Here is a 23,935-nt window from a genome sequence, read left to right on the forward strand (position 1 = left end):
GCGGCAGTTGCCGGGAACAGCATGTGGACGCTGGTCCCGCAGCGCCCTGGCCGCGACGTCGCGGCCGAGCGCGCCCGCGGTGCGTGTCAGACCTACGCCCCTGAGCCGGCCGCGACGCGCTCATCTGGCCGATGAGCGCGTCCGACTCCTAAAGGCGCTGGCCTGCGCGCCGCCGACTACAACCCGCTGCAGTCGTCCGTCCACCTCTCCCGCGCGTCTAGCCGACATCGTGTCGGTATAGTTGCCGACGCGATGTCGGCAAGTGATGGGAGAGGTCATGTTCCTGGCGTTGCGCGAGCTGCGGTTCGCGCGTTCGAGATTCGCTTTGATGGGTGCGGTAGTGGCGCTGATCGCGGTGCTCATGGTGCTGCTGTCCGGCCTGTCGTCTGGACTGGTGAACGATGGTGTCTCCGGGCTGCGGCGGATGCCGGTCACCGCGTTCGGGTTCGCCGAGGGAACCCGGGTGGACGGTGCGTTCTCGCGCAGCGTTGTCGATACCAGGCAGGTGGAGGCCTGGCGCGGGCAGCCCGGTGTGGAGGCGGCCGAACCGTTCGGCAACATGCTGGTGAACGCACACAGTGGTGCCGGGGCGCCGATCGACCTGGCGCTGTTCGGCGTGCGGCCGGGCTCGTTCCTGGACCCGACGCCCGCCAGCGGATCGCGGCTGGGCAGCACGGACGGGCTGGTCGTCTCCAGCACGCTGCTCGACGCCGGGCTGCACCTCGGCGACACGGTGACCATCGACCGGATCGGCGTCAAACTTACGGTGATCGGGGCTACCGCCGATCAGCGGACGTTCGGGCACGTCGACGTGGCCTACCTGCCGCTCGACACCTGGCGCCGGATCCACACCGGCGCCGACGGCGAGGCGACCGCCGTGGCGATCATGGCGCGCAATGGCGCCACACTCGACCTCGCGGCCGGGGACGCCGCCGCGCGCACCACCAGCCTGACGCTCGCCGACGCGTACGCGACCTCGCCCGGCTACACCGCCGAAACCTCGACCCTCACCCTCATCCAGGTCTTCCTGTACGCCATCTCGGCCCTGGTCGTGGGCGCGTTCTTCACGGTGTGGACCATCCACCGCCAGCACGAGCTGGCCGTCCTGCGGGCGATCGGCGCGTCCCGGGCCTACCTGCTGCGCGACGGCCTCGCCCAGGCACTACTCATTCTGCTGGCCGCCTGCGCCGCTGGGGTGCTGGCCGGACTGGGTCTGGGCGCCCTCGTGGCCGGCGGAGACGTGCCGTTCACCCTGGAACCGCCTGCCGTCCTGACCGCGGCCGGGCTGCTCATCGCGCTCGGCCTGCTCGGCGCGGCCACCGCCATCGTCCGTATCGCCACGGTGAACCCGCTGGCCGCCCTGGGAGCACAGCGATGAAGCTCGACACCGCCACCCGCACCGGATTGCGCCTGGCCGAGGTCACCCTGCGCCTGGGCGACGGCGACGACACCATCAAGGCGCTGGACGCGGTGAGCCTCACCGTCGCGCCCGGCGAGCTGGTAGCGGTGGTCGGGCCGTCCGGCGCCGGCAAGTCCAGCCTGCTCGCCGTGGCCGGCGGGCTGACCGTCCCGGACGAGGGCACCGTCACCGTCGACGGCGACGACCTGGCCGCCATGCGCCCGGCGGCACGGACCGCCTACCGGCGCGAGCACATCGGGTTCGTCTTCCAGAGCGGCAACCTCATCCCGGCGTTGACCGCGATCGACCAGCTGCGGCTCATCCACCACCTCGACCGGCGGCGGACCGGGGCGCCGGACGCCGCGGCGCTGCTCGAGGCGGTCGGGATGGCCGACAAGGCGCATCGGCGCCCGCACCAGCTCTCCGGCGGGGAACGGCAGCGCATCGGCATCGCCCGGGCGCTGATCGGCGGCCCGTCGCTGCTGCTGGCCGACGAGCCGACGGCGGCCCTCGACCGGGCCCGCAGCCGCGAGGTGGTCGAGCTGCTGGCCCGCGAGACCCGGCGCGCCGGCGTGGCCACCGTGATGGTCACGCACGACACAGATGTGCTCGCGGACTGCGACCGGGTGGTAGAAATGGTCGACGGAACGCTGTCCGGCTAGGCGACGGAGGGAGGCACGGTGCCGCGCATCTCGGCGCCCACCGTCGCTGAGCACCGCGCCGCCAAACATCGCGCGCTGCTCGACGCGGCCCGTGCCATCCTGGCCGAGGAGCCGGGCGCCGCGCCGTCGCTCGCGGCGGTCGCCGGCCGTGCCGGCCTGGCCCGCTCCTCGGCTTACGAGTACTTCCGCTCGCGCCAGGACCTGCTCGACGCGCTGATCCAGGACGTGTTCCCGCGCTGGTCGACCCGGGTGACCGACGCGATGGCCGCGGCGGGCGGTCCGGGCGCGCGGGTGCTGGCGTACGTCGACACCAACCTCGCGCTGGTCGCCGAGGGCGAGCACGCGGTGGCCCGGGCCCTCGCCGCGATCGCGCCCGGGCAGCAGCTGCACGACAGCAGCCGCGCCATGCACGAGCAGCTGTCCCACCCGCTGATCGACGCGCTGCGGGCGATGGACCTGCCGGACCCGGCCACCACCGCCGAGCTGATCAACGCGATCGTCTACAGCGCGTCCAGTCTCATCGAGGCGGGTGGCGACCCTGCCCGCATCCGCGCCCGAGCCGGTGAACTGCTCGGGCCGTTCCTACGCAACGCACGGTAACCGTTGCGACGCGCGCCAGCACGGGCCTCCACATCGGCCGACTTGGCATCAACTTCTGCCGCCGTTGGTGCGCGGCGTCCCGTCGCTACTCGTAACGGTGGGTGATTGAATCCTGCGGCGCCGAGGCTTTCTGAACTGCCGATGTGCGGACGCTGGCCGGCGATCGGTCAGCCGAGGCGGCGGGCTCGGCGTTGGAGGTACCGCTGTTCGACCTGGTTCTGGGTCAGGGCGGATGCTTCGCGGTACCGCGCCGCCGCGCCGGCGGTGTCACCGGTCATCTCGAGCAGATGTGCGCGAACGGCGCGTTCGCGTTGCCGGGTCAGCGGTTCCTCGTCCAGGTGGTAGCCCCGGTTGAGGTCGTCGAGCAGGGCCAGCCCGCGGGCCGGCCCGTACGCGTGCGCGACCGCGACCACCCGGCTCAGCCGCACCGGCGCGGTCGGACTGAGTCGTTCGAGACCCAGGTACAGTGCCGCGATCTGTGGCCAGTCCGTGCGGTCCGGCGACGCGGCCGCGGCGTGCACGGCCGCGATCGCCGCCTGCAACTGGTATGGGCCGACCTCGCGCCGGCGCCATACGCTGTCGATCAGCTCGGTGCCCTCACGGATCAGCTCGGGATCCCACCGGGTTCTGTCCTGCTCCTCCAACGGCACCAGCTCGTCGCCGTCGGTACGGGCGGCGCGTCGCGACTCGGTCAGCAGCATCAGGGCGAGCAGCCCGGTCACCTCGGCGTCGTCCGGCAGGCAGTCGCGGAGCATGCGGGTCAGCCGGATCGCCTCGCGGGTCAGGTCGACGCGGGCGAGCTCGTCGCCGGTGGAGGCGGTGTAGCCCTCGTTGAAGATCAGGTAGAGCACCTGCATGACGGCGTTCATGCGGCTGTCGCGGTCGGCGTCGGTCGGCGGGGTGAACCGGGCGCCGGCGCGGGCCAGTTGCTGCTTGGCGCGGCTGATCCGGGCGCCCATGGTGTTCTCGGCCGTCCCGTAGGCGTGTGCGATCTCCGTGGTCGTCAGGCCGCCGACCGCACGCAGCGTGAGCGCCACCTGAGAGGTGGGGCTCAGCGCGGGGTGGCAGCACAGCAGCAGGATCGTGAGACTGTCGTCGGTTTCCAGCGCGGGGCGCGCCCGTCGGGCCGGGTCCTGCATCGCCAGTTCGCTGATGCCGGCGTGCCGTTCGCGGCGGCGTCGGGCCTGGTCGGTGCGGAGCAGGTCGACCATCCGCCGGTACCCGATCCGGATCAGCCAGCTGCGCGGGTTCTCCGGCACGCCGTCCGTCGGCCACGCCCGGCTCGCGACGAGCAGCGCCTCCTGTACCGCGTCCTCGGCGGCGTCGAAGTGGCCGAAGCGCCGCACCAGCGCGCCGAGCACCTGCGGCGCCTCGGTGCGCAGCAGGTGCTCGACGTCCGGCGTCACGCCGGTACCGCCGTTCGTATGCCCGCCCGGTCTGCCGCCGTCCGGCGACGCTGGGTACGGCGGGTCATGCCGCGAAGTCCGCGCCCATGATCGGCCGGATCTCCATCGGCTCGCCCAGAACCTCGACCATCCGCGAGACGATCTCGACGGCACGCTCCTGGCTGCCCACGTCGATCACCGCGAAGCTGGCCAGGACCTCCTTGAGCTCGACGAACGGGCCGTCTGTGGCCACCACGCCGGTCGGGGTCCTGCGGACCGTGGTGCTGACCGCCGGGTGACCGAGCCCCTCGCTGCTGACGAACTCGCCGGTCTCGACCAGCTCCTGTTCGAACCGCTGGTACGCGGCGAACGCGGCCAGCGCCTCGTCGGACGGGGTGTCGGCGGTCGCCGCGTCCCAGGCGGCGGCCGGCGTGTAGCTGAGCAGCAGATACTTCATGGTCATCCTCGTGCTCGCAGGGCTCGGATCACGCTACGCCGACCAGGTCGAGCGGCGCAGGGAGACGGCGACGACCGTCGTCCAGGTGAAGGCGACCAGGCCGTTCACGGCGATCTGGATACTCATGTGGCTCGGCGACATCGGCATCAGCAGGATGAGCGCGGCGAGGCCGTTCAGCACCGCCGGCAGGGCAGTGCGACGGCGGGCCTGACGAACAGCCAGCACGATGGCTGCGGCGGCCAGTGCGGTGAAGGCGATCGCGGCCGCCGCCGAGTGCGCGATGCTGTGCCAGGACATCTCGCCGACCGGCCCGTCAGCAGTCCCTACCGGGAAGCCGTACTCCGGATCCATGGTGAACACCCCCGCCGCGACGAGCCCGGCACCGAAGATCCCGACGAAGATCGGCAGCACACGCCGGCCGGTGCCCTCGGTGAGCGTGCGTCGGACACCGACGGCGAGGGCGATCCCGCCGAGGCCGGCGAGCACGAACGTGGTGATCTGGATCCAGCCGAGACCTCCGGTGGCCAGCTGGCTGATCGGGTGCCGCGTGATGTCGTAGCCGTCCCGGGTGAGCATCTGCGTCACGGCGGAAGCGAAGAAGACCGGCCCGGCGAGGCTGCCGGCGAGGAGCAGGCGGTCGGCCGAGCGGCGGACGGCGGGACCGGTGGCGGCGATGGTGGCCATGACTTCCTCCGTGATGAGTGGTTGCCGCTACCTCGTGGCCGCACCGCGAACCTTGACGCCCAGGAGGGGTGTCCTGGGTCACATCACGGAGATGTCAAAGCCCGGGCGTCACCTCCGAGGTACCGGCAAGCACCCGCCGAGGAGGACACGATGTCTGAGAACACCCAGCCGAGCGCCGAACTGACCGCCCTGGACCGTCTGGTCGGCACCTGGTCGGTGACCGGCGGCGCCGAGGGAACCGTGCGGTACGAGTGGATGGACGGCCGGTTCTTCCTGCTCCAGCACGTCGAGCTGAGCCAGTTCGGCCAGGCCGTCACGGGGCTGGAAGTCATCGGCAACCTGCACCCGTTCGGTGAGCCGGTCGGCTCCGACGTGGTGTCGCGGTTCTACGACGCGGCCGGCAACACCTTCGACTACGTCTACGAACTCGTCGGCGACAAGCTGACCATCTGGGCCGGGGCGAAAGGCGGCCCGGCCTACTACGAGGGCACGTTCAGCGCCGACGACACCACGGTCACCGGCGAATGGACCTACCCCGGCGGAGGCGGCTACGCCTCCGCCATGACCCGGATCTGAGATCGGAAGGCCGCAGCGACCCGGACGTTCCCGGACGTCCGGATCCACCGCTGAGAGGCGCTCAGCAGTGGGCCGACGGTAACTGGCTCTCAGTCAGCGGAACGCCCTTTCATTGGCAGATCGGTAACTCGTTCAGCGACGCTCGCCGGGTCCGGTTCTGCCTGCGACGGCGGGTCATCGGCGATGATGCGGCTCGTCGAACTTCGGCCATCGAGGGGCGGGCCAGTGCCTACGGGTGATCGCCTCCAACGCCGCGGACAATTCACGACGGGTGATGCCGGTCTGCTCTCGCGCGCGGAACCAACCGTCCTCGCGTTGCAGCTTGACGTGTTTCTTGCTGAGGAACGCCTTACGGCAGTTCTTGCTGAAATCCTCGGCGACGAAGAACGACCAGGTCCGCATCACGCTCGTGGCGAATTGTCCTCGGCCGAGCGGTTCGGCCAGCGGAAACGCGACCGAGCCGGCGCACCGCTGGAGTTGCTCGCTGCCCCGGTCATCCCAGCGGAGCAACGTCCAACCTGGCCACAACCGCGGCCAGGATTCGGACAGCCCGCGCAGCGGTCGCACCGCGCTCCACACGCCGGCGGTGAGACTGACCGGGTCGAGGTGCATGCCCGCCTCGGGCATGGTCGCGGCGGCGGCGATCCGGTCGCCGGGACGCAGCTGCTCCTGCAGCCCGGTACCCACCTCCCACGGCTCGACTGCGTTCCACGCCAGGCCATACGCTTGCGTCTCACCGATGGTGACGACATAGCGCAGGTCCATCCGCTCGATGCCGTCGTGCCAGTACAGGGCCTTCGGTTCGGTGCGCTTGCGGCGAACCTGCGAGACTTCTCCGCCCACGTAGTCGACCAGATCGGTGATACCGTCGTAGGCCCAGCACACCTGCCAGCCCGGCCACGTGCGAGTCACTGCGTCCAGGCATGCCACCCTCAGCGCCGCCCCCCGCTGGGTGCTGAACATCATCAGCACCTGCTGATCGAAATCGACCAGCAGGCCGCCGTCGCTATCGGCGTCGTCGGTCCACTCATCCCACGGATCGAGCTGCTGCCACGCCTCAAGAAACCGGCCGACCACGTCCGGGCCGAGCACACTGATCTCAAGGATCTCGTACCCGCCGACACGGTTATAAGCGACGGTGATCTTTCCGTCGCGCACCGTCACGTAGGTCGCTGGTACCGCCATAGCCGGCGATCGTATCCGGGCCACCCGGCAGAACACATGGCGCTCGTCGGCACGAGCGACGAGCCGACCCGACGACAGCGCCACGTATGCAGCCACAGGGCGTGGCGGTCGTCGGGTTGATTATCGACGCGGCACTACGCGAGGTCACACCCGCGGCAACAGAGGCTGCGGCACTCTCGGGCCGTGAGCGCGAGACCTTCGTGCGGACGACCAAGCCCGAGGTCTGATCAGTGTGAATACACCGGACCCTCCGTCGGTCATGTCCCGGGCATAACCGACGACGAGATCATCGCCGCCACGCGAGGGAAACCCACCTCGCCGACACGCGGATCACCCGAAGCGGGGCGGAGACGCAGGTGCTGCCTTCCGCCCCTGGGCCGTTCTTGATGATCAGGCGCGCAACGTTCGGCACGACCGGAGGCCCCCAGGGCGCCGTGCCAATTGCCGTTGGCAACGACCCGTTCCGACACGAAGCGCGCAGCGGCATGAGCGTGCGTGTGACCTTGAGTGGCGGCGCTGCCCCAACTCTCCGCTGAGGGCCTTGTATCCATTGGGCTGGCCGGGCATTGGCGAAAGCCGGCAGCGTGCGGAAGATGTGGAAATGAGCCGCCTCGTGCCCGCCGAGCAGCTGTCCGTCGGCGACGTCGTGCTGCTGTACATCAGCACCGGCGATCGGCGAGTGCGGCTTGAGGTCGTGCAGCAGCGAGCCAGCAGCGTCAAGCTAATCGGGCGCAATCTCGACGGCGGGTACGTCGTCAGCTATCACTTCGGGATGAAACACGGCGAGCTGGCAACCGTCCTCGACGAGGAGTAGCTGCACCCCACACCCGTCGCGCATCACGCCCGCATCACCACGCCAACCCGTACGGCGGATCGCAGCAGGACCGTCGACCGACCAGACCGCAGTTTCCGCCGCAATCTGTTCGCGCTCATCGGCCACGAGTGCATGGCAACGGTCTCGGCCGAAAGGCCAACGCGACAGTGGGTGGGGTGCGCCGAGCCATGATCGAATTCTGTTCCGACCCGACGGTGACGAGCCGTTTCCCTCAGGACCGGGGTTCGTGCGCCGACCAAAGGCGTGCCCGTGAGAGTCGGAGTCAAATGGAGCAACATCGGACACGCTGGCGACGTCTGCGGTACCGGCGCTCCCTGCCGGTCCTGACAGCCGGGATCGCCGCACTCGTGCTGGGTGTCACTGCGGCGGACTCGTCTGGACCGGCCGTTGAGGCACGGCAGCGTCCGCGCGGCTTCGCCTGCACGTATGTGGCGCCGGCCCCTTCGGAGGACTACTGCGACCGGCTCGGTAAGGACCGTTTGCAGCGGGTACCGACGCCGGACGGCAGCACCACGGTCGACGAGGACACCGTCAAACGCGTTCAACGAGCAGCGGTCTATGGCAGCTGGTGCCCGACACCTGTTGACGAGTCCTGCCACACCAGGCCGCCCGAGCACGCACCGACCGGAACGGATGAGCGAGCACACACGATGCGCAAAAAGGGTCCGGGTCCTGCTGCTGGTGCGCCCGGCATCAGGGACGGCACCAGCAGCAGGACTGCATGGCTGATTTAGCTGACCAGCTTCCAGGGGCCATTCTTGTCGCCCGGCTTCTGGTTGCGGGTGTACCACTTCGCCTCGTACACGTGGTTCTGGTACGTCACCCGGTCACCGGCGTTGTAGACCCGCGTCGGTGCCCACGCCGCCGGGCCGCCGCCCGGCGGCGGCGGGGCGATCTCCTCCCACGGGCCGTTCGGGTCGCCCGGTGCCTGGTTGCGGGTCCACCACATGGCACGCCACTGTTTGTCCTGGTACGTGGCGTACTCGCCGTTGTTGAAGATCCGCGACGCCGTCCACAGCGCGGCGCCGTCCTCGGCCATGGCGATCTCCTGCCATGGGCCGTTCGGATCGCCGGGCTTCTGGTTCTGCGTCGCCCAGGCCGCCTGGTACACCTTGCCCTGGTAGGTGACCCGGGCGTTGAACTTGTACTGCGTGGTCGCGACCCAGGTCGGCGGCAGGTTCACCGTCACCGCGACGCCGGCCTCGGCCGGCTCGTAGCCGTCGGTGCCGAGGTAGGCCGCGGTCAGGTTGTGGACGCCGCCGGACAGGCCGGCCGGCAGGGTGAAGCTCGCCTTGCCCGCGGCGAGTTCCGCGGTACCGCGCGGCGTCGTGCCCTCGCGCAGCTCGACCTTGCCGGTGACCGGCAGGCCGCCGGCGGCCACGGTGACGTCCACCTTCGCCGCGGTGCCCCAGTCGACCGGCGCGGCCGTCGCCGTCACCTGCGGCTTGGCCTTGACCGTGCGGAAGACCGCCGGCTGGGCCACCGCCGCGCCGCCGTCGGCGCTCGTCGCCGAGACGATCCAGCCGTACGACGTGGCCGGCGCGAGCCCGGACCAGGTGACCGTCGCGGTCCCGTTCGCCATGACCTCCTGCTGCGCGATCGTGCCGCCCGGCACGTACAGCGCGAGGGAGTCGGTGGCGAACGACGTCTTGCGGGTGGTGAGGTCGACCGGCAGGGTCAGGTTGTCCTCGGCCCCGTTGTACCGCGGCTTCGTCTGGCTGCCGTCGGCCCGGATGTCGTACTCGGTCGCCCCGAAGTTGTTCAGGAACGGCGAGTACGTGTCGATGTGCACCTCGGCCCGGTCGACGTCGAACTGCAGCAGGCGCAGGAAGCTCGCGCCGAACTGGAGGCGGTCGGTGGCCTTGTGGTCCACCGTGCCGTCGCCGTTGACGTCGATGTTGCCGCTCGCGTCGACCCGGCCGGGCCACAGGTCACCGGCGGACACCGTGTAGAACTGGTAGTCCGCCAGCAGCTCCACGACGTCGTGGGTGACCGTGACGCCGACCTTCGACTTCACGTTGGTGCCGACGCCGTGCTCGTGGCCGGCCAGCACCAGGAAGACGTTCGGGTTGGCCTCGACGACCTGCTTGTAGAGCGGCGAGCCGTCCGGCGCCGAGAAGTCCGCGCCGCGGCCGTCCGGGTTGACCGACGGCTTCAGGTAGTCGTGCGACAGCAGGATGCCGTTGCGGTCCTTGTACCGCTTGAACACCGAGTCGGCCCACCTGGCTTCCTGCGGCGTCACGCCGTAGGACAGGCCGACCGCGACGAAGTCCAGGCCGCCGGCGGAGAACAGCACGTAGTTGTTCTGGTTGTCCTTGCCGGGGATGACGCTGCCGTCGGCCGCGACCTGCTCGTCCCAGGCGTGGTACTCGGTGCCCGCCGGCCAGCTCTTGGCGACACCGTAGTACCGGTCGGCGCTGAACGTCTTGCTGAACCGCGAGTCCGGACCGGTCTCGGCGCCCAGCTGGTCGTCGTGGTTGCCGGCGATGACCTGGTTGACCACGCCGTTGTCGTCGAGCACCTTCTGGTACTCCGACGCCGCCGCGAGCTCCCGCTCGACCTGCTCGTTGAGGCCGGGCCGCAGCAGCGTGCCGTCCGGGTTCTTGGCGAGCGGGTCGTAGTAGTCGTTCTCGATGATGTCGCCGGTGTGCGCGGTGTACGCGATCTTGCGTCCCTCGCGGTTGTCGGCGATCCACTGGGTGGTGTTGCGGTACGCCGCGGCCCAGATCGCCTGCTCCTCGGCGGCCATCACGTCGGAGGGCTCGGCGCGGCCGTCCCAGTCGTCGTAGGTGCCGCCGGCCGCGCCCTCACTGAGGTACTGCGTGTCGGTGAAGTGCGCGAGCGCGAAGTCGTAGGTGCCCGGGTCCTCGAAGCGGTCCTTGTCCTGCTGCGCCGTCGCGTCGCGGGGCGACAGGTCGTCGGCGAAGGGGTCCTCGCCGGTGACCAGGACGTGGACGGTCCCGCCGTCGCGGTGCTCGGCGCCGACCGGCGCGGCCAGCACCGTGGTGTGGCCGGCCTGCCCGCGGGAGCTGGTGAGCACCGTCCAGCGCTTGGCCGCCGGGTCCCACACGCGCAGCGCCACGACCCGCTCGGGGTCGATGCTGCCCTCCCACCGCAGGATGGGGTCCTGCGCGGTGCCGACGCTCAGGTCGTAGCGCTGGAACACCACGTCACGCCCGGACGGCGTGTCGATCGTCCGGCCGTCGAGCGGCTGGAGCGACGCCAGCTGTACCGCGGCGTCGTGGGCCACGTCGAGCGTGGTCGGCACCGACGTCGCCGTGCCCTGGTAGCCGCCGGTCGGCAGGACCTGGTCGGCCTTGGTGAAGGTCGCCGTGAGCGGCACGCCGGCCGGGCCGGGGATCTTCGCCGACAGCGTGGCGCCGGGCGCGTTGGGGTCCCCGACGGTCGCGGTCAGCTCGGACGGCACGTCCGGGATGCTCGCGCTGGTGAAGTGGATCTCCCGGGTGGCCGTGTTGCCGAGCACGTCGGCCACGGTGACCGCGATCGTGTGCGCACCGGCGGCCAGGCCTCGGCCGATCAGGGCGCCCTGCGCGACGGCCTTGCCGTCGAGCGTGATCACCGGCGTGCCGGCGACCCCGGAGGCGTCCTTGACCTGCACCACGAGCGCGACGGTCGACGTGAGCCGCTGGCCCTCGGCCGGCACGCTGTCGGCCACCTCCGGCGCGGTGTTGTCGACGGTGAACCGCCGGGTCGAGGTCTTGTCGCCGACGACGGCCGTGATGCTGTGCCCGCCGTCGCCGAGCTTGGTGGTGTCGACGTCGGCGCGTCGGCCGAGCGCGGGCAGCGCACCGCCGTTCTCGGCGGTGACGTCGAACAGGACGGTCTTGGTGAGCACGCCGTTGCTGCTGCTGCCGCAAGTGCCGTCGCCGATGTACACGGTCACCGGCTGGCCGGCCGGGTAGCTCGCCGAGCCGATCGTGACAGTGTTCTCGGCGATCTCGCGGCTCAGCAGCGTCGCCTTCGCGCCCGCCGGGGCGAGCTGGAAGTCGCGCAGCGTGAAGTCGTCGTAATTGTCGCAGCCGCCGGCCTTGGCGCTGCCGTGGTCGCTACCGGCGACGAACTCGACGACGTTGACGCCGGGGACGAGCCACTCGTTCGGGAACGCGAGGTCGGCGACCTCCTTCTCCCAGATGCCGAGGCTCAGCGGGATGCCGTTGATCCGCACGACGTTGTCGAAGCCGCTGTCGGCGCCGTTGCCGCCGACGAACACCCGCAGGTGGGCGTCGGTGCCCGCGCCGAGCGTGTCGACCGTGCGGGTGGTGGGGGCGTCGGCCACGTCGAAGTGGAACTCGGCCTCCTTGTTGGCGCCGCAGGTGCCGTCGCCCAGGGCGAGGGAGGCGGCGGTCGTCGCCTCCCTCGTCACCGCGCCGCTCGTGGCGGTGGTGACCAGGTACGTCGGGCCGGCGGTGACCGTCCCGGACGTGCCCAGCGTGAGGCTCACCGACGCCCGGGTGACCCGGAAGTCGTCGTGGTTGGCGCAGGTGGCGCCGCTGAGGGTGCCGTTGTAGTCGCCGGTCTTGAGCAGGATGGTGTTGTCGCCGGACTTGAGGTACCGGTGCGGCACCTTGAGCGTCGCGGTCTCGGCGCCGGCGACGCCGTAGTCGCCGCCGAGGTCGACCCGGTTGCCGTTGACGAGCAGGTAGTTGTGGTACTTCGCCTCGGCCGAGTTGCCGGCCTCGACGGTCAGCGCGAGCGTCGCGGTGCCGGCCGCGAGGGACTCGGCGTTCTCGGCCGGGCTGCCGTCGATGGCCAGCGACTGCACGCTGCCGACGCCGGGCGCGCCGGCGAGCGCGGCGATGACCGGCCGGGTGCCACGCACGAGCGAGCCTTCGGCCGGGGAGATCTTCGGGGCACCGGCGGGCGCGTTGTTCACGGCGACGAGCGCCTGCGCGGTGGCGCCGGACCTCGTGGTCGCGACGACCGTGTGGGCGCCGTTGTCCAGCGTGCTGGTGTCGAGGTCGACGCCCAGGCCGGCGGTCGAGCCGGGCTCGCCGGAGACGACGAACGTCAGGTCCTTCACCAGCAGGTTCTTGGAGCTGCCGCAGGTGCCGTCGCCGAAGCTGTAGCTGAACGCGTTCTGCTCGCCGTCGGCGACCACGCCGAGCAGGCTGAGGGCGAGGCTGCTCAGCGGGAAGTCGTCGTAGTTCGGGCAGCGCAGGCCCTCGCCGAACGGCAGCGTCTCCACGCCCACCGCGTTGGCGTTGGTGGTGTCGACCCAGTTCGCGCCGGCGTGCACGGTGACCGTGTTGACGCCCGCGTGCAGCCAGGCGCCGGGGAACTCCAGGACGCCGCTGCGGCCGCCGGGGATGTCCGGGAAGTAGACCCGGTCCGCCTCGGCCGTGTGGTCGTTGACGGTGATGTAGTTGTGGTAGCGGGCCTCGGTACCGTTGCCGCCCATGTCGAACGCGAAGCGCGCGGTGCCCTTCGTCGGCGCGGCCCCAACGGCCTTGCCGTCGACGGTCAGCGCGACGACGGAGTCGTTCTCCACGGTCGGCTCGGCCTCGACCCGGACCCGCCCTTCGAGGGTCTGCCCGTCGCTCAGGTTGAGCACGGGCGCGCCGCCGGTCAGCGGCGGTGCGTTCTCGGCGACGGCGTCCGTGGGCACGGACCCGCCGGCGAGGACGACGGCGAGCGCGATAGGGAGCGCCCGCCGTAGTCGGTGCCTCATGGTTCTCCTTATGTGACATTGACGAGGTGCATCGCGGCGAACGCGACGATGCCGGCGCCGAAGACGGTGATGCCGCCGGCGGCGAGGACGGGGGCCACGCGGGCGGCGGCGTGGAGGCGCGGTGTCCGGCTGAGAACGGTGCGGCCGGCGATCGCGAGGACACCGACGCCGAAGAGGACGACGGCCATGCCGGCGCCGAAGGTGAGCACGAGCAGCAGCGCGAACCCGGCGCGGCCGACGAACAGGCCGGTGGCGAGGACGAGGAACGCGGCCGGCGAGGGGGTGAGCCCGCCGGACATCCCGAGCAGCACCAGCCCGGGCTTCTTCACCTGGCCGTGCCCGTGGTCGTGCTCATGGCCGTGCTCGTGCTCGTGGTCGTGCGCGTCGTGATGATGGTGATGATCGTCGCCGTGATGATGGTGATGACCGTGCATGTTGCGGCGGATCAGCCAGATGCCGGTGCCGATGACGAGCAGGCCCGCGACCAGCTGGAGCCAGCCGGTCAGCTGCTCCATCCGGACCAGGTCGGACAGCGAGAAGAACGTCCAGGCGACGCCGATGGCGAGCACCGACACGGTGTGCATCGCGGCGACCGTGCCGCCGAGCCAGGCGGCGTCGCGGACCCGGCCGCGGGAGCCCGCGAGGTACGCCGCCGCGAGGCTCTTGCCGTGCCCGGGCCCCAGCGCGTGCCCGGCGCCGGCCAGGAACGCGAACAGGAACGCGAGCGGCGCGATGCCCGGAGCGTTGACGAACTCCTGCAACCGGACGCTCATGCCGGTGCCCTCCTGCGCCGCATCCGACGGCCCACCAGCCAAACGACAGCGATCGCGACCAGCACGCCGGCGACGACCGCGCCGAGCTGGATCGCGGCACTACTGCCGGACGCGGGCACGGTGGCCGGCGAGTCGCCGAGGGGCCAGTCGTGGGAGTCCGCGCCCTGGCGGTACACCGTCCGCTGCCCGTCGGGCCCGGTGGCCAGGGTCTGGTAGGCCGGGTGCAGGTCGGTCAGCGTCCGCACGGCGACCGACGCGGTCCCGACCGGCCCCGGGCAGGTGTAGTCGATCGTCACGCCCCGCTTGGCGAGGTCGTCGATCGGCTGCAGCACCCCTGGACAGGCGTGACGGTTGGTCTGGACCGTGATCCGTTCGAGGAGGTACTTCGCGAACGCCGGCGCGGGCGCGATCGCCGCCGCGTCTGTGTCGCGGTAGAAGACGGCGCCGTCGAGCATGACCCGGTCCTGCGGCAGGATGCCGAGCGACACCCCGAGCAGCGTCAGGTCGTCGGACCCGCCGACCCGCCACCGCACCCGCACGACGTCGGGCCGGTCGTCGCCGAGGCCGACGGCGACGGTCTGCGGGTCGCCGAACGGGTGCGCCGCCGCCGTCCCGGGAACGGCGAACCCGGCGAGGACCGCGAGCGCCACCAGGCACACCGCTCCCCGCCAATGCCGTCTTCCGCGCGTGGCCAAGGCAATACTCCGAATAGAGGATCTTGGTTCGCGCTGAGTCTTGCCGATCGTTGGCCAGCAGGAGGGAACACCCGGATGAACATTCGGGTCCGGCAGCAATTCGGCCATTGGGGGTCGCCGAGGCACGTGTAGCCGTATGCGGTGCAGGTCTCCGGCTCGTACTCGCAGATCCACCAGTCGCAGCTACCGATGAAGTGGTGCACGGCGACGAGCTTGTCCGGGGCGGCGATGTGCTCGGTGGCGTACAGCCGCGGCAACGCGTCCACCGGCGATGGATAGAGGCCGTTGCCGCGGCTGGACGCGGTCCTGGCTCGACTGGCTCGACGCGCGGCCCGTCGTCTGCGGTGAGCGGAGCCGGCGCACGCTGAGAGCGTTCCCGTGCGCCGGCAGGGCGACAACGAGTTGCTCACCGTGCGGACCCAGCCCTATAACGTGCCGGGCGAAGACCGGCCCCGCCCACGTCGAGCACCGCAGCCATCGACACAACGATGTTCAGCGAGGATCGCCGGGATCCGGCATGTTGATCACGGGGTGGCGGGACGCGGGGCCAGCGTGATGCCTGCGGAGGCGAGTACCCGTGCAACGAAGCCCCGTTTGTCTGCGGTGTAGCCGTCGACCACGTCGTGTGATTCCGCCAAGCTGAGCTTCAGCGCCTGGTACTCCTGGCGAAGAGCGGGGTTACCGCGCAGTGCGTCACGGAAGGCGAGCCGCTCGCGCCACAGGTCGCTGCCAGGTTCGGTCAGGTGCAGGTGGTGGGTGTGCTCGGCTGAGCGCGTCGCCGTTCTGTAGAACCAGTAGGCCCGTGGGCGGTGCGGTGCATGCACGTACCCGTGCTCAGCCAGCACCCCGATAGCCGGCGCCGCGCCGGCCAGGTCCTGGACGCCTGCCACCATGTCGATGATCGGCTTGGACGCCAAACCCGGCACAGCCGTCGAACCGACATGGTGTACCCCACCTGCCAGCCAAGGCGCCAGCACCTCCTCCAACACGGCACGTTCCCGCCTGAAGCGCAACGGCCAGTCCGGGTCGTACGCCACCACGGTGATCGGCATACATGCCAGGCTGCCACATGCGCCGCCGGACCGAGGCGGCTCGGCCTGCCGCATCGACATGTGCCGCCGGTCTACAGCACTGTGAGGCTCCACCACGGCATGATCGGGTGCGCGCTCATCGGCAGGACAGGAAGCCAGCGTCGCCGGGGCCTGTCACTCGCTGTGACGACCGCAGTTCTGCCGTCGCGCGAAACCCGCGGCAGAACAGGTCGTTGCGGCGGCCGGCGGCGCTAATTGCGTTAGATGCCGACCTGATCATGGCCTACGGTGCTGCGGATGAGACTACGTCATGTGACCGTCGATTGTGCGGACCCCTACGAGCTGGCCACGTTCTGGAGCCGGTTGACCGGCTGGCCGATTTCCGGGATCGATCAGCCGGGCGACGACGAGGTGCTCGTCGAAGCGCCGGACCCGCTGCCAGGTCTGCTGTTCGTTCGAGTTCCCGAGCCGCGCTCGGCCAAGAACCGGGTCCACCTCGACTGGAAGCCCGACGGGCGGACCCGCGACGAGGAGGTCGAGCGGGCCGTCAGCCTCGGCGCCACGATCCACGAGGACCACCGCGGTCCCGAGGACCGCGGATGGGTAACTTTGCGCGATACCGAGGGCAATGAATTCTGCATCGAGCGGCACTGAATCGCGTGCACCAAGACCGGCTGCACGCTCATCGGCTAGATCCGGTAGCGCCGCGGACGGCTCGGCGACCGCGTCGTAAGCGGCAGATGCGGATGCTGGCCTTGCCGTGTATTCCATGGACATCTGGCTTGGACGTGTGCACACTCCGCGGAGTGCGTACCTCGGATGCGGACCTGGCCCTGCAATGGCTTGCCGGGGCAGGGATAACACCGCTCGGCCCCGGTCGGTGGCTGGACCGTGAGCCGCCCGGCGTGACGGAGATGTCGAACGACGACGTGGCGTTCGCGTGCGCGTACAGCATCCTGGACGACGACGAATCAAGTGGTGTACAGCGTGTTCACACCGCGCTGGGCCTGCTGGACCTGACGGGTTCGTTCCAGGTGATGATCTTCTTGAACGGCTACGTCCACGACCACGACGACCCAGCGGTCATCGACGCCTTCTGGGCCGGCTGTCGAACCCGTCTGGAAGCAGCCGATCCGATCGAGCACCTGCGACTGTCCCTACGAACGTACTGGTTCCTCGGCAGGACCGCAGAGGCCGCATTCGCCGCGTTGCTCGGCGACGACGTACGCCGTCTCGCCACGAACGGTCGCCTGCCTGAACTGGCCCACGGTCCGCTGCACCACCGCGCCCGTCACGTGCTGGAAGACTCCGGCACGATCCGCTGGACCCACAAACACCACATCTTCCAGGCCGTCACGACCGTCACCGAACTCCACCCGGCGGTCTTCCTCGGCCTGCTGGACGGCTATCACGAGCTCTACGGCGACCTGCAACCGGCGGACGCGCTCACGCTGCTGGAGCGCCTGCACCTTCCAGCCGACACCGAACACCTCTCACAGTTGCGGACGGTGCTGGCCAAAGGCGCCAAGAACCACCGCGACGACCCAGCGTTATGGAATGCGTAGCACCTGCATGTTCGTGACCCAATAAACATGATCGATGCTCGCTCATCGGCAGTTCAGGAAGCCACCAGTGCCGCCTGGTCGATCACCAATCGTGACGAGCAGTGATCGGTCGCCGCACACGATCGGCGGCAGATCCGGACGCCATGATCGTCGTCAGGAATTGGCCTCATTCCAATGTCTTCCAACCCTGATCTACGCCCAGGCAACCGATTACAACGGTCGCGGACAGGCTCAGGAAGAGTTGGAAGTGATACGACGGATGCTGTACATCGACGGCGCCAATCCGCACGAGCTCGTCGCCGCACGCACGTAGCGCCTGTACCGCCTCGGCGAACCCGACCTCCGGGGTACCTCGCTGCTGGATCAGGCGCAGCCGCCGCACGTAGATGGCGGCAAGTGTGGAGGCCGGCGTGCCGCCGTCCCAGACCCGGATGACGGCGCCGGCCGCCACTTCGCGCCGACACGCCGCGAACGCCTCGCCGTCCCGTTCGGGGTCCATGGCGACCTCGAGGAGCGCGCGGTGCAGCGTATCTGCCGCGACTGAGCACTTCATCGCGGACAGCGGCGCGTACTGGGACCAGATGAAGCCGGCCATCATGGTCTGCGAGTGCGACGGTGATGGCGCCGAAGAGCACTTCAATGTCGCCGTGGGGTATTTCCTCTACGCCGACAACGCGGGCATTCGCGCGTTGTCGGTCACGAGTCGCTGCGTCGCATGTGGGCGGCTCGGCTACTGGATCGACTGGATGGTCCGTACCGGCCGCATGGAGCTGCTGGATCTTGCGTAGGTCCGTCGGGCAGCAGGAACGGCTCATCTCGGCACCGGCGCACCGACCGCAGACCCACCCGTCATCCCGCGAAAAGTGGCGGCTATTGGAGGGCCGCGTGCGCGATCCGCGGCTACCGGACGCCGGTTTGATCAGTGGCAGTGCCTCGCTGACCGTCTGGGGATACGGTGCGTTCGGATGGTCGGTGCTGGTTGATCCATGCATAGCTGTGGGTTCATCTGATGGTGCTGTGGTCGGCGGCCGCGGCGCCGATCTCGAACTGGTGCGCCCGGATCGCCACCATCGCCAGGATCTCCGGCTGGCCGGTGTCGTAGCGCTGCCGCAGCACGGCGGTCCAGATCTCCTGCGCGGTGGCGATGAGGCTCGCGTCGGTCGTCTCGGGCTCCGCCGGCGCCGGCTCGACGAACCGAAACGCTTCACCACCGAAACCGTCTACGCGATCACCGATCTCCAAACCCACCAAGCCAAACCATGGCACCTGGCCGACTGGATCCGCGGCCACTGGTCGATCGAGAACAAGGTCCACTGGGTCCGCGACGTCACCTACGACGAAGACCGCTCCCAGATCCGCACCGGTACCGGACCCCAAGTCATGGCCGCCATCCGCAACGCCGCCATCGGCGCCCTACGCCTCGACGGCACCACCAACATCGCCGCCGCCAACCGCCACTACGCCCGCAATCCCAACCGCTCGGTGGCCCTGCTCGGCATCACCTAACAACGTGCCAGGGTCATACTCGGCGCCATGGACGACTGGGATTCGGTGGCGCGGGCCGCACAGGAGCGTGGTGACTGGGATGAAGCCATCGCGGTTGTCGGCTCCGCTGCCGAGTGTTACAGCCCGGACCCCTACCTTCACAACGCACACCTGTGGCACATGGACCTGCTCGCGAAGGCGGGGCGGCTCGATGAACTCGCCCGCCGGGGCGAGAGCGATCGGTGTGCACGCCGACGGCTGAACCGCCTGCTGTACGAGCAGGGGCGCGGCAGCGACCTCCGACATCGCGCCGAACGCGGCGACAAGACCGCGTTCTACATGCTTGTGCGCCTGCTCCGTGATCGGGGCGACGAGACAGCGGCTCGCCAGGCGGTCGCCGACATCGATCAAACAGACGTGTACGCGACGCAACTCGCGCACCAGCCGCGCACGCGCGTTGAGCGGAACGGCAGCGATGAATGACAGTGATCGACACTTCGGGCGTCATCGAGCCGACTTTGCCGGGGCCCTGGTAGGGTCCGCCTCCGGCGGTCGCTCGGCGATCGACCACGGTCTCCTGTCCGGCGCCGGCGCCACCGTCATGCGCTGGCCGTCGGTAGCCGTGCCCAGTTCGCCGACATGAACCGCACCATCGCGGCCCATCGCCTCAGGCCCGTCATCGACCGCGTCTCCCCTTCGCGGAGGCCGCCGCCGCGTACCGCTACTACGAGTCGGGCAGCCCGTTCGGAAGGTGGTCGTCCGGACCAGGTAGCGGACGTGTCGCACAGGCTGCATCCCCGAGCACAGCTGACTCCACGCAGGGCCTTGAACGTGGTCTCCGGACGAACCGCAGGCGAGCGCCCGAGCCGCTGCGGCCCGGAGCGACCAGGTGGCAGCACCGCCCTGCGGCAGGTGGGAGGGGCGCCGACCGTGCGGCTCGCGGGCATCGACCACCGTACAAAGCACAATAATCTGCGCATGTACCTCACGACAGGCGGGCCCACAGCGTCCGGTCGGGCGGCGGCGACCGGGGCCGGCGCACGCCGGCGTGCCGGGCACTGCGTCCGCGTCCTGGCCGCCGCTGTGGCCTGCACACTGATCGCCGCGTGCGGCGGACCTGCCCGGCCGACGCAACCGCCGCCCGCCCCGACGATCCCGGCCCCGGCCCGCGAGTCGTCCCCGCCCGCCGCGGGCGACACGTCCCCGCCGGCACCGCCGAGCCCGTCCACGGCCGCCGCGGCTCAGCTCCCGCCGGGATTCGTCTCGCTGCCCGACATCGATCCCAGCATCCTGACCGACATCCGTTACGTCACCGCCCACAACTTCGTCGGCCGGCCGATCACCGGCTACCAGCGGCCACGCTGCCTGCTCACCCGCCAGGCCGCCGAGGCGCTGCACCGGGTGCAGACAACCGCGCTCAGCAAGGGGTACAGCCTCAAGGTGTACGACTGCTACCGGCCCCAGCAGGGCGTCGACGACTTCGTGCACTGGGCGACGACAGCCGACCAGCGGATGAAGGCGGAGTTCTACCCCGAGGTCGACAAGTCCGTGCTGTTCGACGACGGATACATCGGCGGGCCCACCGCGCACAGCCGGGGCAGCACGATGGACCTGACACTGGTCGCCACCCCCTCGCGCGCGGAACCCTCCTACCGGACGGGCGAACCGCTCCTGCCCTGCACAGCGCCGGCGGCGCAGCGGTTTCCCGACAACAGCATCGACATGGGAACCGGCTTCGACTGCTTCGACCCACTCGCACACACGATCACCGCGGGCCTGAGCGGCTTGGCGAGGAACAACCGGGCGCTGCTCACCGGCCTGATGGCACAAGGCGGGTTCACCAACTACCCGAAGGAATGGTGGCACTACACGCTCGACAACGAGCCGTATCCAAGCACATATTATGACTTCCCGGTGGCGTAGCGACACCCTCGCACCGGCGAGGAGCATCCCTGCCCGTTCGCCGACCGACCGGTCGCCGCGTGCACCACGTGGATCCGCTGCGGAGTGGCCGGAGGGCGGGGATGATCGAGCCGTGGAGGTACTGAGCAGCCGCATTCTGCTGCGCCCGGCCGATTTCGGGCGCAGCCGGAGCTTCTACCGCGACATCCTCGGCCTGGCGATCTACCGTGAATTCGGACCGGCCGAGCACCCGGGCGTGGTCTTCTTCCTCGGCCAGGGGCTCCTCGAAGTGTCCGGTTCGCACGATGAGCCCGGCGGACCGCTGCAGTTGTGGCTGCAGGTCCGTGACGTCCGGGCCGAGTACGAGCGCCTGCGGGCCGCGGGGGTGACGGTCCTCCGGGAGCCCCGGCGGGAGTCGTGGGGGCTGGTCGAGGTGTGGATCGAGGACCCGGACCGCGTGCCGATCGTGCTCGTCGAGGTCCCTGCCGACCACCCGCTGCGGCGCGACCCGCGATGACCGTCGGCGCCGGCGCTCCGGACGGCCGCAGCACCGCAACGCGAGCCACCGCTGCCGCTGTCGCCACCTGCCGACGCAGCTGATCGGCTCAGCTGCGGCCGGCTCCGGACGACCGCGCGTCGCGACGCCCCTCCTCCCGCCCGACCCAGGCGGCGCACTCCTCGATCGCGTCCACGAGCAGCGCGCGCAGCAGGCGGTCCCGATGCGGCGTGCAGGTCGCGGCGACCCCTTCCACCGCCGAGCGGACGGCGTGCGGCGCGACCCGCCGGCGGAAGGCCGCCGCCGATGCCGCAGGCACGCCACGGGTGAACTTCCCGGCCCACCGGGTGGCCCTGGGGGCCTGCGCCAGCGCCTCCTGAGAGCGCTTCTCCAGCGTGTCCGGCGACCGCCCGTCGAGAACGGCAAGCATGTGATCACAGGCCAGCACGGAGACCGCCATGGCGCACTGCCGCTCCGCGGCCACGACCGGCAGCGCCGCCGTCGCCAGCCGGAGCGCGATCCGCGCGTCGACGCGCAGGTCGGCACTGACCAACCCGATCACCGACGGGACCAGGCCGGCCAGCTGCTGACGGCCGGCATCGGAGGTGTTGTCGTTGACGAGACGGGCCACCCCGGCGAGCAACGGGTGGGTGCAGACCGGATGGTCGCTCCACCGCCCACCGGCCAGAAACGACGCCAGTTCCATGAAGCAGGCACCCTTGCCCGGATGGCGATGCTTGCCTCGCGACAGCATCGGAACCGCGTCCGGCGCCCGGACATCCTTCATCAGCACGGAACACCTCCTTGCCGACACCATCCGCTGTTCTCTTCCCCGCGCCCCGCGCCAGTAACTCGGCGTGTTCGACTCATCTACCGGTCTTGCGCGCTCCTTCCGTGCTCGGCCCGGCATGCACACTGAGATGATGCCGGAGCGCCTGATGCCATGTGGCAACGACTGTGCGACGTCGCGCGGACGATGCCGCCCCGCCGGCGCCGCGCCGTCGCGATCACACTCATCCTGCTCACCAGCGCCGTGTGGGCGGTGAACTCCGCACCACTGAGACAGACCACGCTGCCGCCCCTGGAGCCGGTGTCGCCGCACGACGAGCACAGCCCCCCAACCGACGCACTGCTCGCGGATCTGCGGCGCGGCCACTACCACCCAGCGATGCAGCGCTTGGCGAGCCTCACGGCCGCCTACCCCGACGACCTGAGTCTGCGTGCTGAGCGTGCGGCTCTTTACCGGCAGGTAGGCAACTTGGTTGAAGCCGGACGCTGGGGCTTCCTCACGGAGGATGCCACCGAAACGGAGATTGCCGCATTCGAGAAGGCCAATCCTGGTGCCTGGATGCGCCTGCTCGTGTTGAGGGTCAATACAGACCCGACTGGCTTTGGAGGTCTCCACCAGCACCGTTTGTAGGTCAGTGCTGACACAACCCGGACCAGGAGGGCACCCTAGTGTTGGTGGGAGTTGACACCACCCTGGCGGGCGCGCAAGCGAAGCTCGTAGAGCAGGCCAAGTGGCGGGAGCACCCCAATCGGGACGCCCCCGAGCACGTCCGCGATCAGGCCGAACTGTGGGCGGGACACGCACGCACCGAACTGGAGTGGGCGAAGAGCCTGAGCAAACGACTGTCTGAGGGCGCCTACACCATGGCCGATGATCCGGGTTCGTGGCGAACGGTCCCCGATCACCTCAAGATGCGCTTCTAATCAAACTTGACTAGATGTTTCCTCCTCGTGTACTTTGGCCAAGTAATCAAACTTGACTAGCCTCAACCAATCCGTTCGCAACACCGAGAGAAGGAATCGAACCCATGGGAAAGCTCGCGATCGAGACGAGAGGGTTGAGCGGAGGTGGGCGCGTGTCGGCGACGAAGCTCCTGGTGCTCGGTATCGTGCACCTCTCCGGCGGCGCGCATGGCTACCAGGTGCGGTCCGAACTGCAGAGCTGGGGTGCGGAGAGTTGGGCCAAGATCAAGCCCGGCTCGATTTATCACGCGCTGAAGAAGGCGGCGGCTGATGGCCTCCTCACCGAACACGCCGAGCCGGGCAACTCTGGGCCGGAGCGCGTTCTGTACCGCGCGACAGCTCGGGGACGTGACGAGATGGTCGAACTGGTCCGCGACGGTCTGCGGCGCACCCACGACCCGGACATGCTCAACGCGTCCATCGCCATGTTGCCCATGCTGACCAGGACAGATGCCATCGCGCACGTTAACGAGCGGGTCGCGCGCCTGGAAGCGGAGCTCGTAGTGCAGGCCAAGTGGCGGGAGCACCCCAATCGGGACACCCCCGAGCACGTCCGCGATCAGGCCGAACTGTGGGCGGGACACGCACGCACCGAACTGGAGTGGGCGAAGAGCCTGAGCAAACGACTGTCTGAGGGCGCCTACACCATGGCCGATGATCCGGGTTCGTGGCGAACGGTCCCCGATCACCTCAAGATGCGCTTCTAATCAAACTTGACTAGATGTTTCCTCCGCGTGCACTCTGGCCAAGTAGTCAAACTTGAC

The 23,935-nt window shown here is 69.8% G+C and carries 24 protein-coding genes and 1 pseudogene; 15 read left to right on the plus strand and 10 right to left on the minus strand.

Annotation, left to right across the window (positions count from 1 at the left end; translation table 11 throughout):
* Positions 1-328 precede the first annotated feature (328 nt).
* From ABD332_RS31550 to ABD332_RS31560, 3 genes are read left to right on the plus strand one after another with little or no spacing between them, the layout of a single operon-like run.
* The gene (locus tag ABD332_RS31550; RefSeq protein WP_344505981.1) at positions 329-1,378 is read left to right on the plus strand and encodes an FtsX-like permease family protein; all 1,050 of its coding nucleotides are present in this window, start codon (positions 329-331) and stop codon (positions 1,376-1,378) included.
* Entirely contained in the window at positions 1,375-2,061 is a 687-nt protein-coding gene (locus ABD332_RS31555; protein ID WP_344505982.1) for an ABC transporter ATP-binding protein, read from the plus strand. Before ABD332_RS31550 ends, ABD332_RS31555 begins: the two co-directional genes overlap by 4 nt.
* Before the next feature lie 18 nt (positions 2,062-2,079).
* Positions 2,080-2,661 carry a TetR/AcrR family transcriptional regulator gene (locus ABD332_RS31560; RefSeq protein ID WP_344505983.1) on the plus strand — a complete coding sequence of 194 codons (582 nt, stop codon included), beginning with the start codon at positions 2,080-2,082 and terminating at the stop codon, positions 2,659-2,661.
* 167 nt (positions 2,662-2,828) lie between these two features.
* Here ABD332_RS31560 and ABD332_RS31565 read toward each other — a convergent pair whose 3' ends face one another.
* The 3 genes from ABD332_RS31565 to ABD332_RS31575 all read right to left on the minus strand — a co-directional run bounded on the left by ABD332_RS31565 (position 2,829) and on the right by ABD332_RS31575 (position 5,187).
* Positions 2,829-4,067, minus strand: a complete 1,239-nt coding sequence (locus ABD332_RS31565; protein ID WP_344505984.1) for an RNA polymerase sigma factor — start codon at positions 4,065-4,067, stop codon at positions 2,829-2,831.
* Between the two features lie 64 nt (positions 4,068-4,131).
* The gene (locus tag ABD332_RS31570; RefSeq protein ID WP_344505985.1) at positions 4,132-4,503 is read right to left on the minus strand and encodes a YciI family protein; all 372 of its coding nucleotides are present in this window, start codon (positions 4,501-4,503) and stop codon (positions 4,132-4,134) included.
* Between the two features lie 33 nt (positions 4,504-4,536).
* Entirely contained in the window at positions 4,537-5,187 is a 651-nt protein-coding gene (locus ABD332_RS31575) for a DUF998 domain-containing protein (RefSeq protein ID WP_344505986.1), read from the minus strand.
* A 150-nt stretch (positions 5,188-5,337) separates the two neighbouring features.
* Here ABD332_RS31575 and ABD332_RS31580 point away from each other — a divergent pair, with 150 nt between their 5' ends.
* Positions 5,338-5,763 carry a hypothetical protein gene (locus ABD332_RS31580; protein WP_344505987.1) on the plus strand — a complete coding sequence of 142 codons (426 nt, stop codon included), beginning with the start codon at positions 5,338-5,340 and terminating at the stop codon, positions 5,761-5,763.
* 174 nt (positions 5,764-5,937) lie between these two features.
* Here the strand turns inward: ABD332_RS31580 and ABD332_RS31585 are convergent, their stop codons facing one another.
* The gene (locus tag ABD332_RS31585) at positions 5,938-6,948 is read right to left on the minus strand and encodes a hypothetical protein (protein WP_344505988.1); all 1,011 of its coding nucleotides are present in this window, start codon (positions 6,946-6,948) and stop codon (positions 5,938-5,940) included.
* A gap of 601 nt (positions 6,949-7,549) precedes the next feature.
* Between ABD332_RS31585 and ABD332_RS31590 the strand changes: the two genes are divergently transcribed.
* Positions 7,550-7,762: a hypothetical protein gene (locus tag ABD332_RS31590; RefSeq protein ID WP_344505989.1), complete on the plus strand. Its 213-nt coding sequence runs from the start codon at positions 7,550-7,552 to the stop codon at positions 7,760-7,762.
* A gap of 751 nt (positions 7,763-8,513) precedes the next feature.
* On the opposite strand, the gene ABD332_RS31595 is transcribed toward ABD332_RS31590, so the two are convergent.
* The 4 genes from ABD332_RS31595 to ABD332_RS31610 form a co-directional block, all read right to left on the minus strand.
* A complete protein-coding gene (locus tag ABD332_RS31595) occupies positions 8,514-13,472 on the minus strand; it encodes a carbohydrate-binding protein (protein ID WP_344505990.1) in 4,959 nt (1,652 codons plus the stop codon).
* 8 nt (positions 13,473-13,480) lie between these two features.
* Complete coding sequence (locus ABD332_RS31600) at positions 13,481-14,245, minus strand: HoxN/HupN/NixA family nickel/cobalt transporter (protein ID WP_344505991.1); 765 nt, start codon at positions 14,243-14,245, stop codon at positions 13,481-13,483.
* Entirely contained in the window at positions 14,242-14,895 is a 654-nt protein-coding gene (locus ABD332_RS31605; RefSeq protein WP_344505992.1) for a hypothetical protein, read from the minus strand. The genes ABD332_RS31600 and ABD332_RS31605 overlap by 4 nt, the downstream gene beginning before the upstream one ends.
* 569 nt (positions 14,896-15,464) lie before the next feature.
* Positions 15,465-15,992 (minus strand): GrpB family protein, encoded by a 528-nt coding sequence (locus tag ABD332_RS31610; protein WP_344505993.1) that lies wholly within the window; start codon positions 15,990-15,992, stop codon positions 15,465-15,467.
* A gap of 276 nt (positions 15,993-16,268) precedes the next feature.
* Between ABD332_RS31610 and ABD332_RS31615 the strand changes: the two genes are divergently transcribed.
* Together ABD332_RS31615 and ABD332_RS31620 are read left to right on the plus strand one after the other, a co-directional pair.
* Positions 16,269-16,625, plus strand: coding sequence for a VOC family protein (locus ABD332_RS31615; protein WP_344506036.1), 357 nt, complete (start codon positions 16,269-16,271; stop codon positions 16,623-16,625).
* 152 nt (positions 16,626-16,777) lie between these two features.
* Positions 16,778-17,536 carry a hypothetical protein gene (locus ABD332_RS31620; protein WP_344505994.1) on the plus strand — a complete coding sequence of 253 codons (759 nt, stop codon included), beginning with the start codon at positions 16,778-16,780 and terminating at the stop codon, positions 17,534-17,536.
* Between the two features lie 166 nt (positions 17,537-17,702).
* Here ABD332_RS31620 and ABD332_RS31625 read toward each other — a convergent pair whose 3' ends face one another.
* Entirely contained in the window at positions 17,703-18,131 is a 429-nt protein-coding gene (locus tag ABD332_RS31625) for a hypothetical protein (protein WP_344505995.1), read from the minus strand.
* On the opposite strand from ABD332_RS31625, the gene ABD332_RS31630 reads away from it, so the two are divergent.
* The 5 genes and pseudogenes from ABD332_RS31630 (at position 18,118) to ABD332_RS31650 (ending at position 21,440) form a co-directional block, all read left to right on the plus strand.
* The gene (locus ABD332_RS31630; RefSeq protein WP_344505996.1) at positions 18,118-18,324 is read left to right on the plus strand and encodes a hypothetical protein; all 207 of its coding nucleotides are present in this window, start codon (positions 18,118-18,120) and stop codon (positions 18,322-18,324) included. The two genes, ABD332_RS31625 and ABD332_RS31630, sit on opposite strands and share 14 nt — an antisense overlap.
* 481 nt (positions 18,325-18,805) lie before the next feature.
* A pseudogene (locus ABD332_RS31635) lies at positions 18,806-19,042 on the plus strand (ISAs1 family transposase); the annotation flags it as partial.
* Between the two features lie 27 nt (positions 19,043-19,069).
* Positions 19,070-19,504 (plus strand): hypothetical protein, encoded by a 435-nt coding sequence (locus tag ABD332_RS31640; protein WP_344505997.1) that lies wholly within the window; start codon positions 19,070-19,072, stop codon positions 19,502-19,504.
* A 495-nt stretch (positions 19,505-19,999) separates the two neighbouring features.
* Complete coding sequence (locus tag ABD332_RS31645) at positions 20,000-20,944, plus strand: M15 family metallopeptidase (protein ID WP_344505998.1); 945 nt, start codon at positions 20,000-20,002, stop codon at positions 20,942-20,944.
* Between the two features lie 112 nt (positions 20,945-21,056).
* Complete coding sequence (locus ABD332_RS31650) at positions 21,057-21,440, plus strand: VOC family protein (RefSeq protein ID WP_344505999.1); 384 nt, start codon at positions 21,057-21,059, stop codon at positions 21,438-21,440.
* 88 nt (positions 21,441-21,528) lie between these two features.
* Here ABD332_RS31650 and ABD332_RS31655 read toward each other — a convergent pair whose 3' ends face one another.
* Entirely contained in the window at positions 21,529-22,236 is a 708-nt protein-coding gene (locus ABD332_RS31655; protein ID WP_344506000.1) for a hypothetical protein, read from the minus strand.
* Between the two features lie 126 nt (positions 22,237-22,362).
* Between ABD332_RS31655 and ABD332_RS31660 the strand changes: the two genes are divergently transcribed.
* From ABD332_RS31660 to ABD332_RS31670, 3 genes are all read left to right on the plus strand, one after another.
* Positions 22,363-22,839 (plus strand): DUF6584 family protein, encoded by a 477-nt coding sequence (locus ABD332_RS31660; RefSeq protein WP_344506001.1) that lies wholly within the window; start codon positions 22,363-22,365, stop codon positions 22,837-22,839.
* A gap of 44 nt (positions 22,840-22,883) precedes the next feature.
* On the plus strand, positions 22,884-23,132 hold the full coding sequence (locus tag ABD332_RS31665) for a hypothetical protein (protein WP_344506002.1): 249 nt from the start codon (positions 22,884-22,886) through the stop codon (positions 23,130-23,132).
* 152 nt (positions 23,133-23,284) lie between these two features.
* On the plus strand, positions 23,285-23,878 hold the full coding sequence (locus ABD332_RS31670) for a PadR family transcriptional regulator (RefSeq protein ID WP_344506003.1): 594 nt from the start codon (positions 23,285-23,287) through the stop codon (positions 23,876-23,878).
* The last annotated feature ends 57 nt before the right edge of the window (positions 23,879-23,935 follow it).

It is taken from the genome of Dactylosporangium maewongense, assembly GCF_039531485.1.
Taxonomy (GTDB): Bacteria; Actinomycetota; Actinomycetes; order Mycobacteriales; family Micromonosporaceae; genus Dactylosporangium; species Dactylosporangium maewongense.

Bases quoted from the DNA above. Each gene is read 5' to 3' on its own strand.
- ABD332_RS31550 (WP_344505981.1), top strand. From the start codon at position 329: ATGGGTGCGGTAGTGGCGCTGATCGCGGTGCTCATGGTGCTGCTGTCC.
- ABD332_RS31625 (WP_344505995.1), bottom strand. From the start codon at position 18,131: ATGGCCGGCTTCATCTGGTCCCAGTACGCGCCGCTGTCCGCGATGAAG.
- ABD332_RS31570 (WP_344505985.1), bottom strand. From the start codon at position 4,503: ATGAAGTATCTGCTGCTCAGCTACACGCCGGCCGCCGCCTGGGACGCG.
- ABD332_RS31600 (WP_344505991.1), bottom strand. From the start codon at position 14,245: ATGAGCGTCCGGTTGCAGGAGTTCGTCAACGCTCCGGGCATCGCGCCG.
- ABD332_RS31655 (WP_344506000.1), bottom strand. From the start codon at position 22,236: ATGGTGTCGGCAAGGAGGTGTTCCGTGCTGATGAAGGATGTCCGGGCG.
- ABD332_RS31615 (WP_344506036.1), top strand. From the start codon at position 16,269: ATGAGACTACGTCATGTGACCGTCGATTGTGCGGACCCCTACGAGCTG.
- ABD332_RS31630 (WP_344505996.1), top strand. From the start codon at position 18,118: ATGAAGCCGGCCATCATGGTCTGCGAGTGCGACGGTGATGGCGCCGAA.
- ABD332_RS31640 (WP_344505997.1), top strand. From the start codon at position 19,070: ATGGACGACTGGGATTCGGTGGCGCGGGCCGCACAGGAGCGTGGTGAC.
- ABD332_RS31645 (WP_344505998.1), top strand. From the start codon at position 20,000: ATGTACCTCACGACAGGCGGGCCCACAGCGTCCGGTCGGGCGGCGGCG.
- ABD332_RS31610 (WP_344505993.1), bottom strand. From the start codon at position 15,992: ATGCCGATCACCGTGGTGGCGTACGACCCGGACTGGCCGTTGCGCTTC.
- ABD332_RS31590 (WP_344505989.1), top strand. From the start codon at position 7,550: ATGAGCCGCCTCGTGCCCGCCGAGCAGCTGTCCGTCGGCGACGTCGTG.
- ABD332_RS31595 (WP_344505990.1), bottom strand. From the start codon at position 13,472: ATGAGGCACCGACTACGGCGGGCGCTCCCTATCGCGCTCGCCGTCGTC.
- ABD332_RS31575 (WP_344505986.1), bottom strand. From the start codon at position 5,187: ATGGCCACCATCGCCGCCACCGGTCCCGCCGTCCGCCGCTCGGCCGAC.
- ABD332_RS31555 (WP_344505982.1), top strand. From the start codon at position 1,375: ATGAAGCTCGACACCGCCACCCGCACCGGATTGCGCCTGGCCGAGGTC.
- ABD332_RS31660 (WP_344506001.1), top strand. From the start codon at position 22,363: ATGTGGCAACGACTGTGCGACGTCGCGCGGACGATGCCGCCCCGCCGG.
- ABD332_RS31580 (WP_344505987.1), top strand. From the start codon at position 5,338: ATGTCTGAGAACACCCAGCCGAGCGCCGAACTGACCGCCCTGGACCGT.
- ABD332_RS31585 (WP_344505988.1), bottom strand. From the start codon at position 6,948: ATGGCGGTACCAGCGACCTACGTGACGGTGCGCGACGGAAAGATCACC.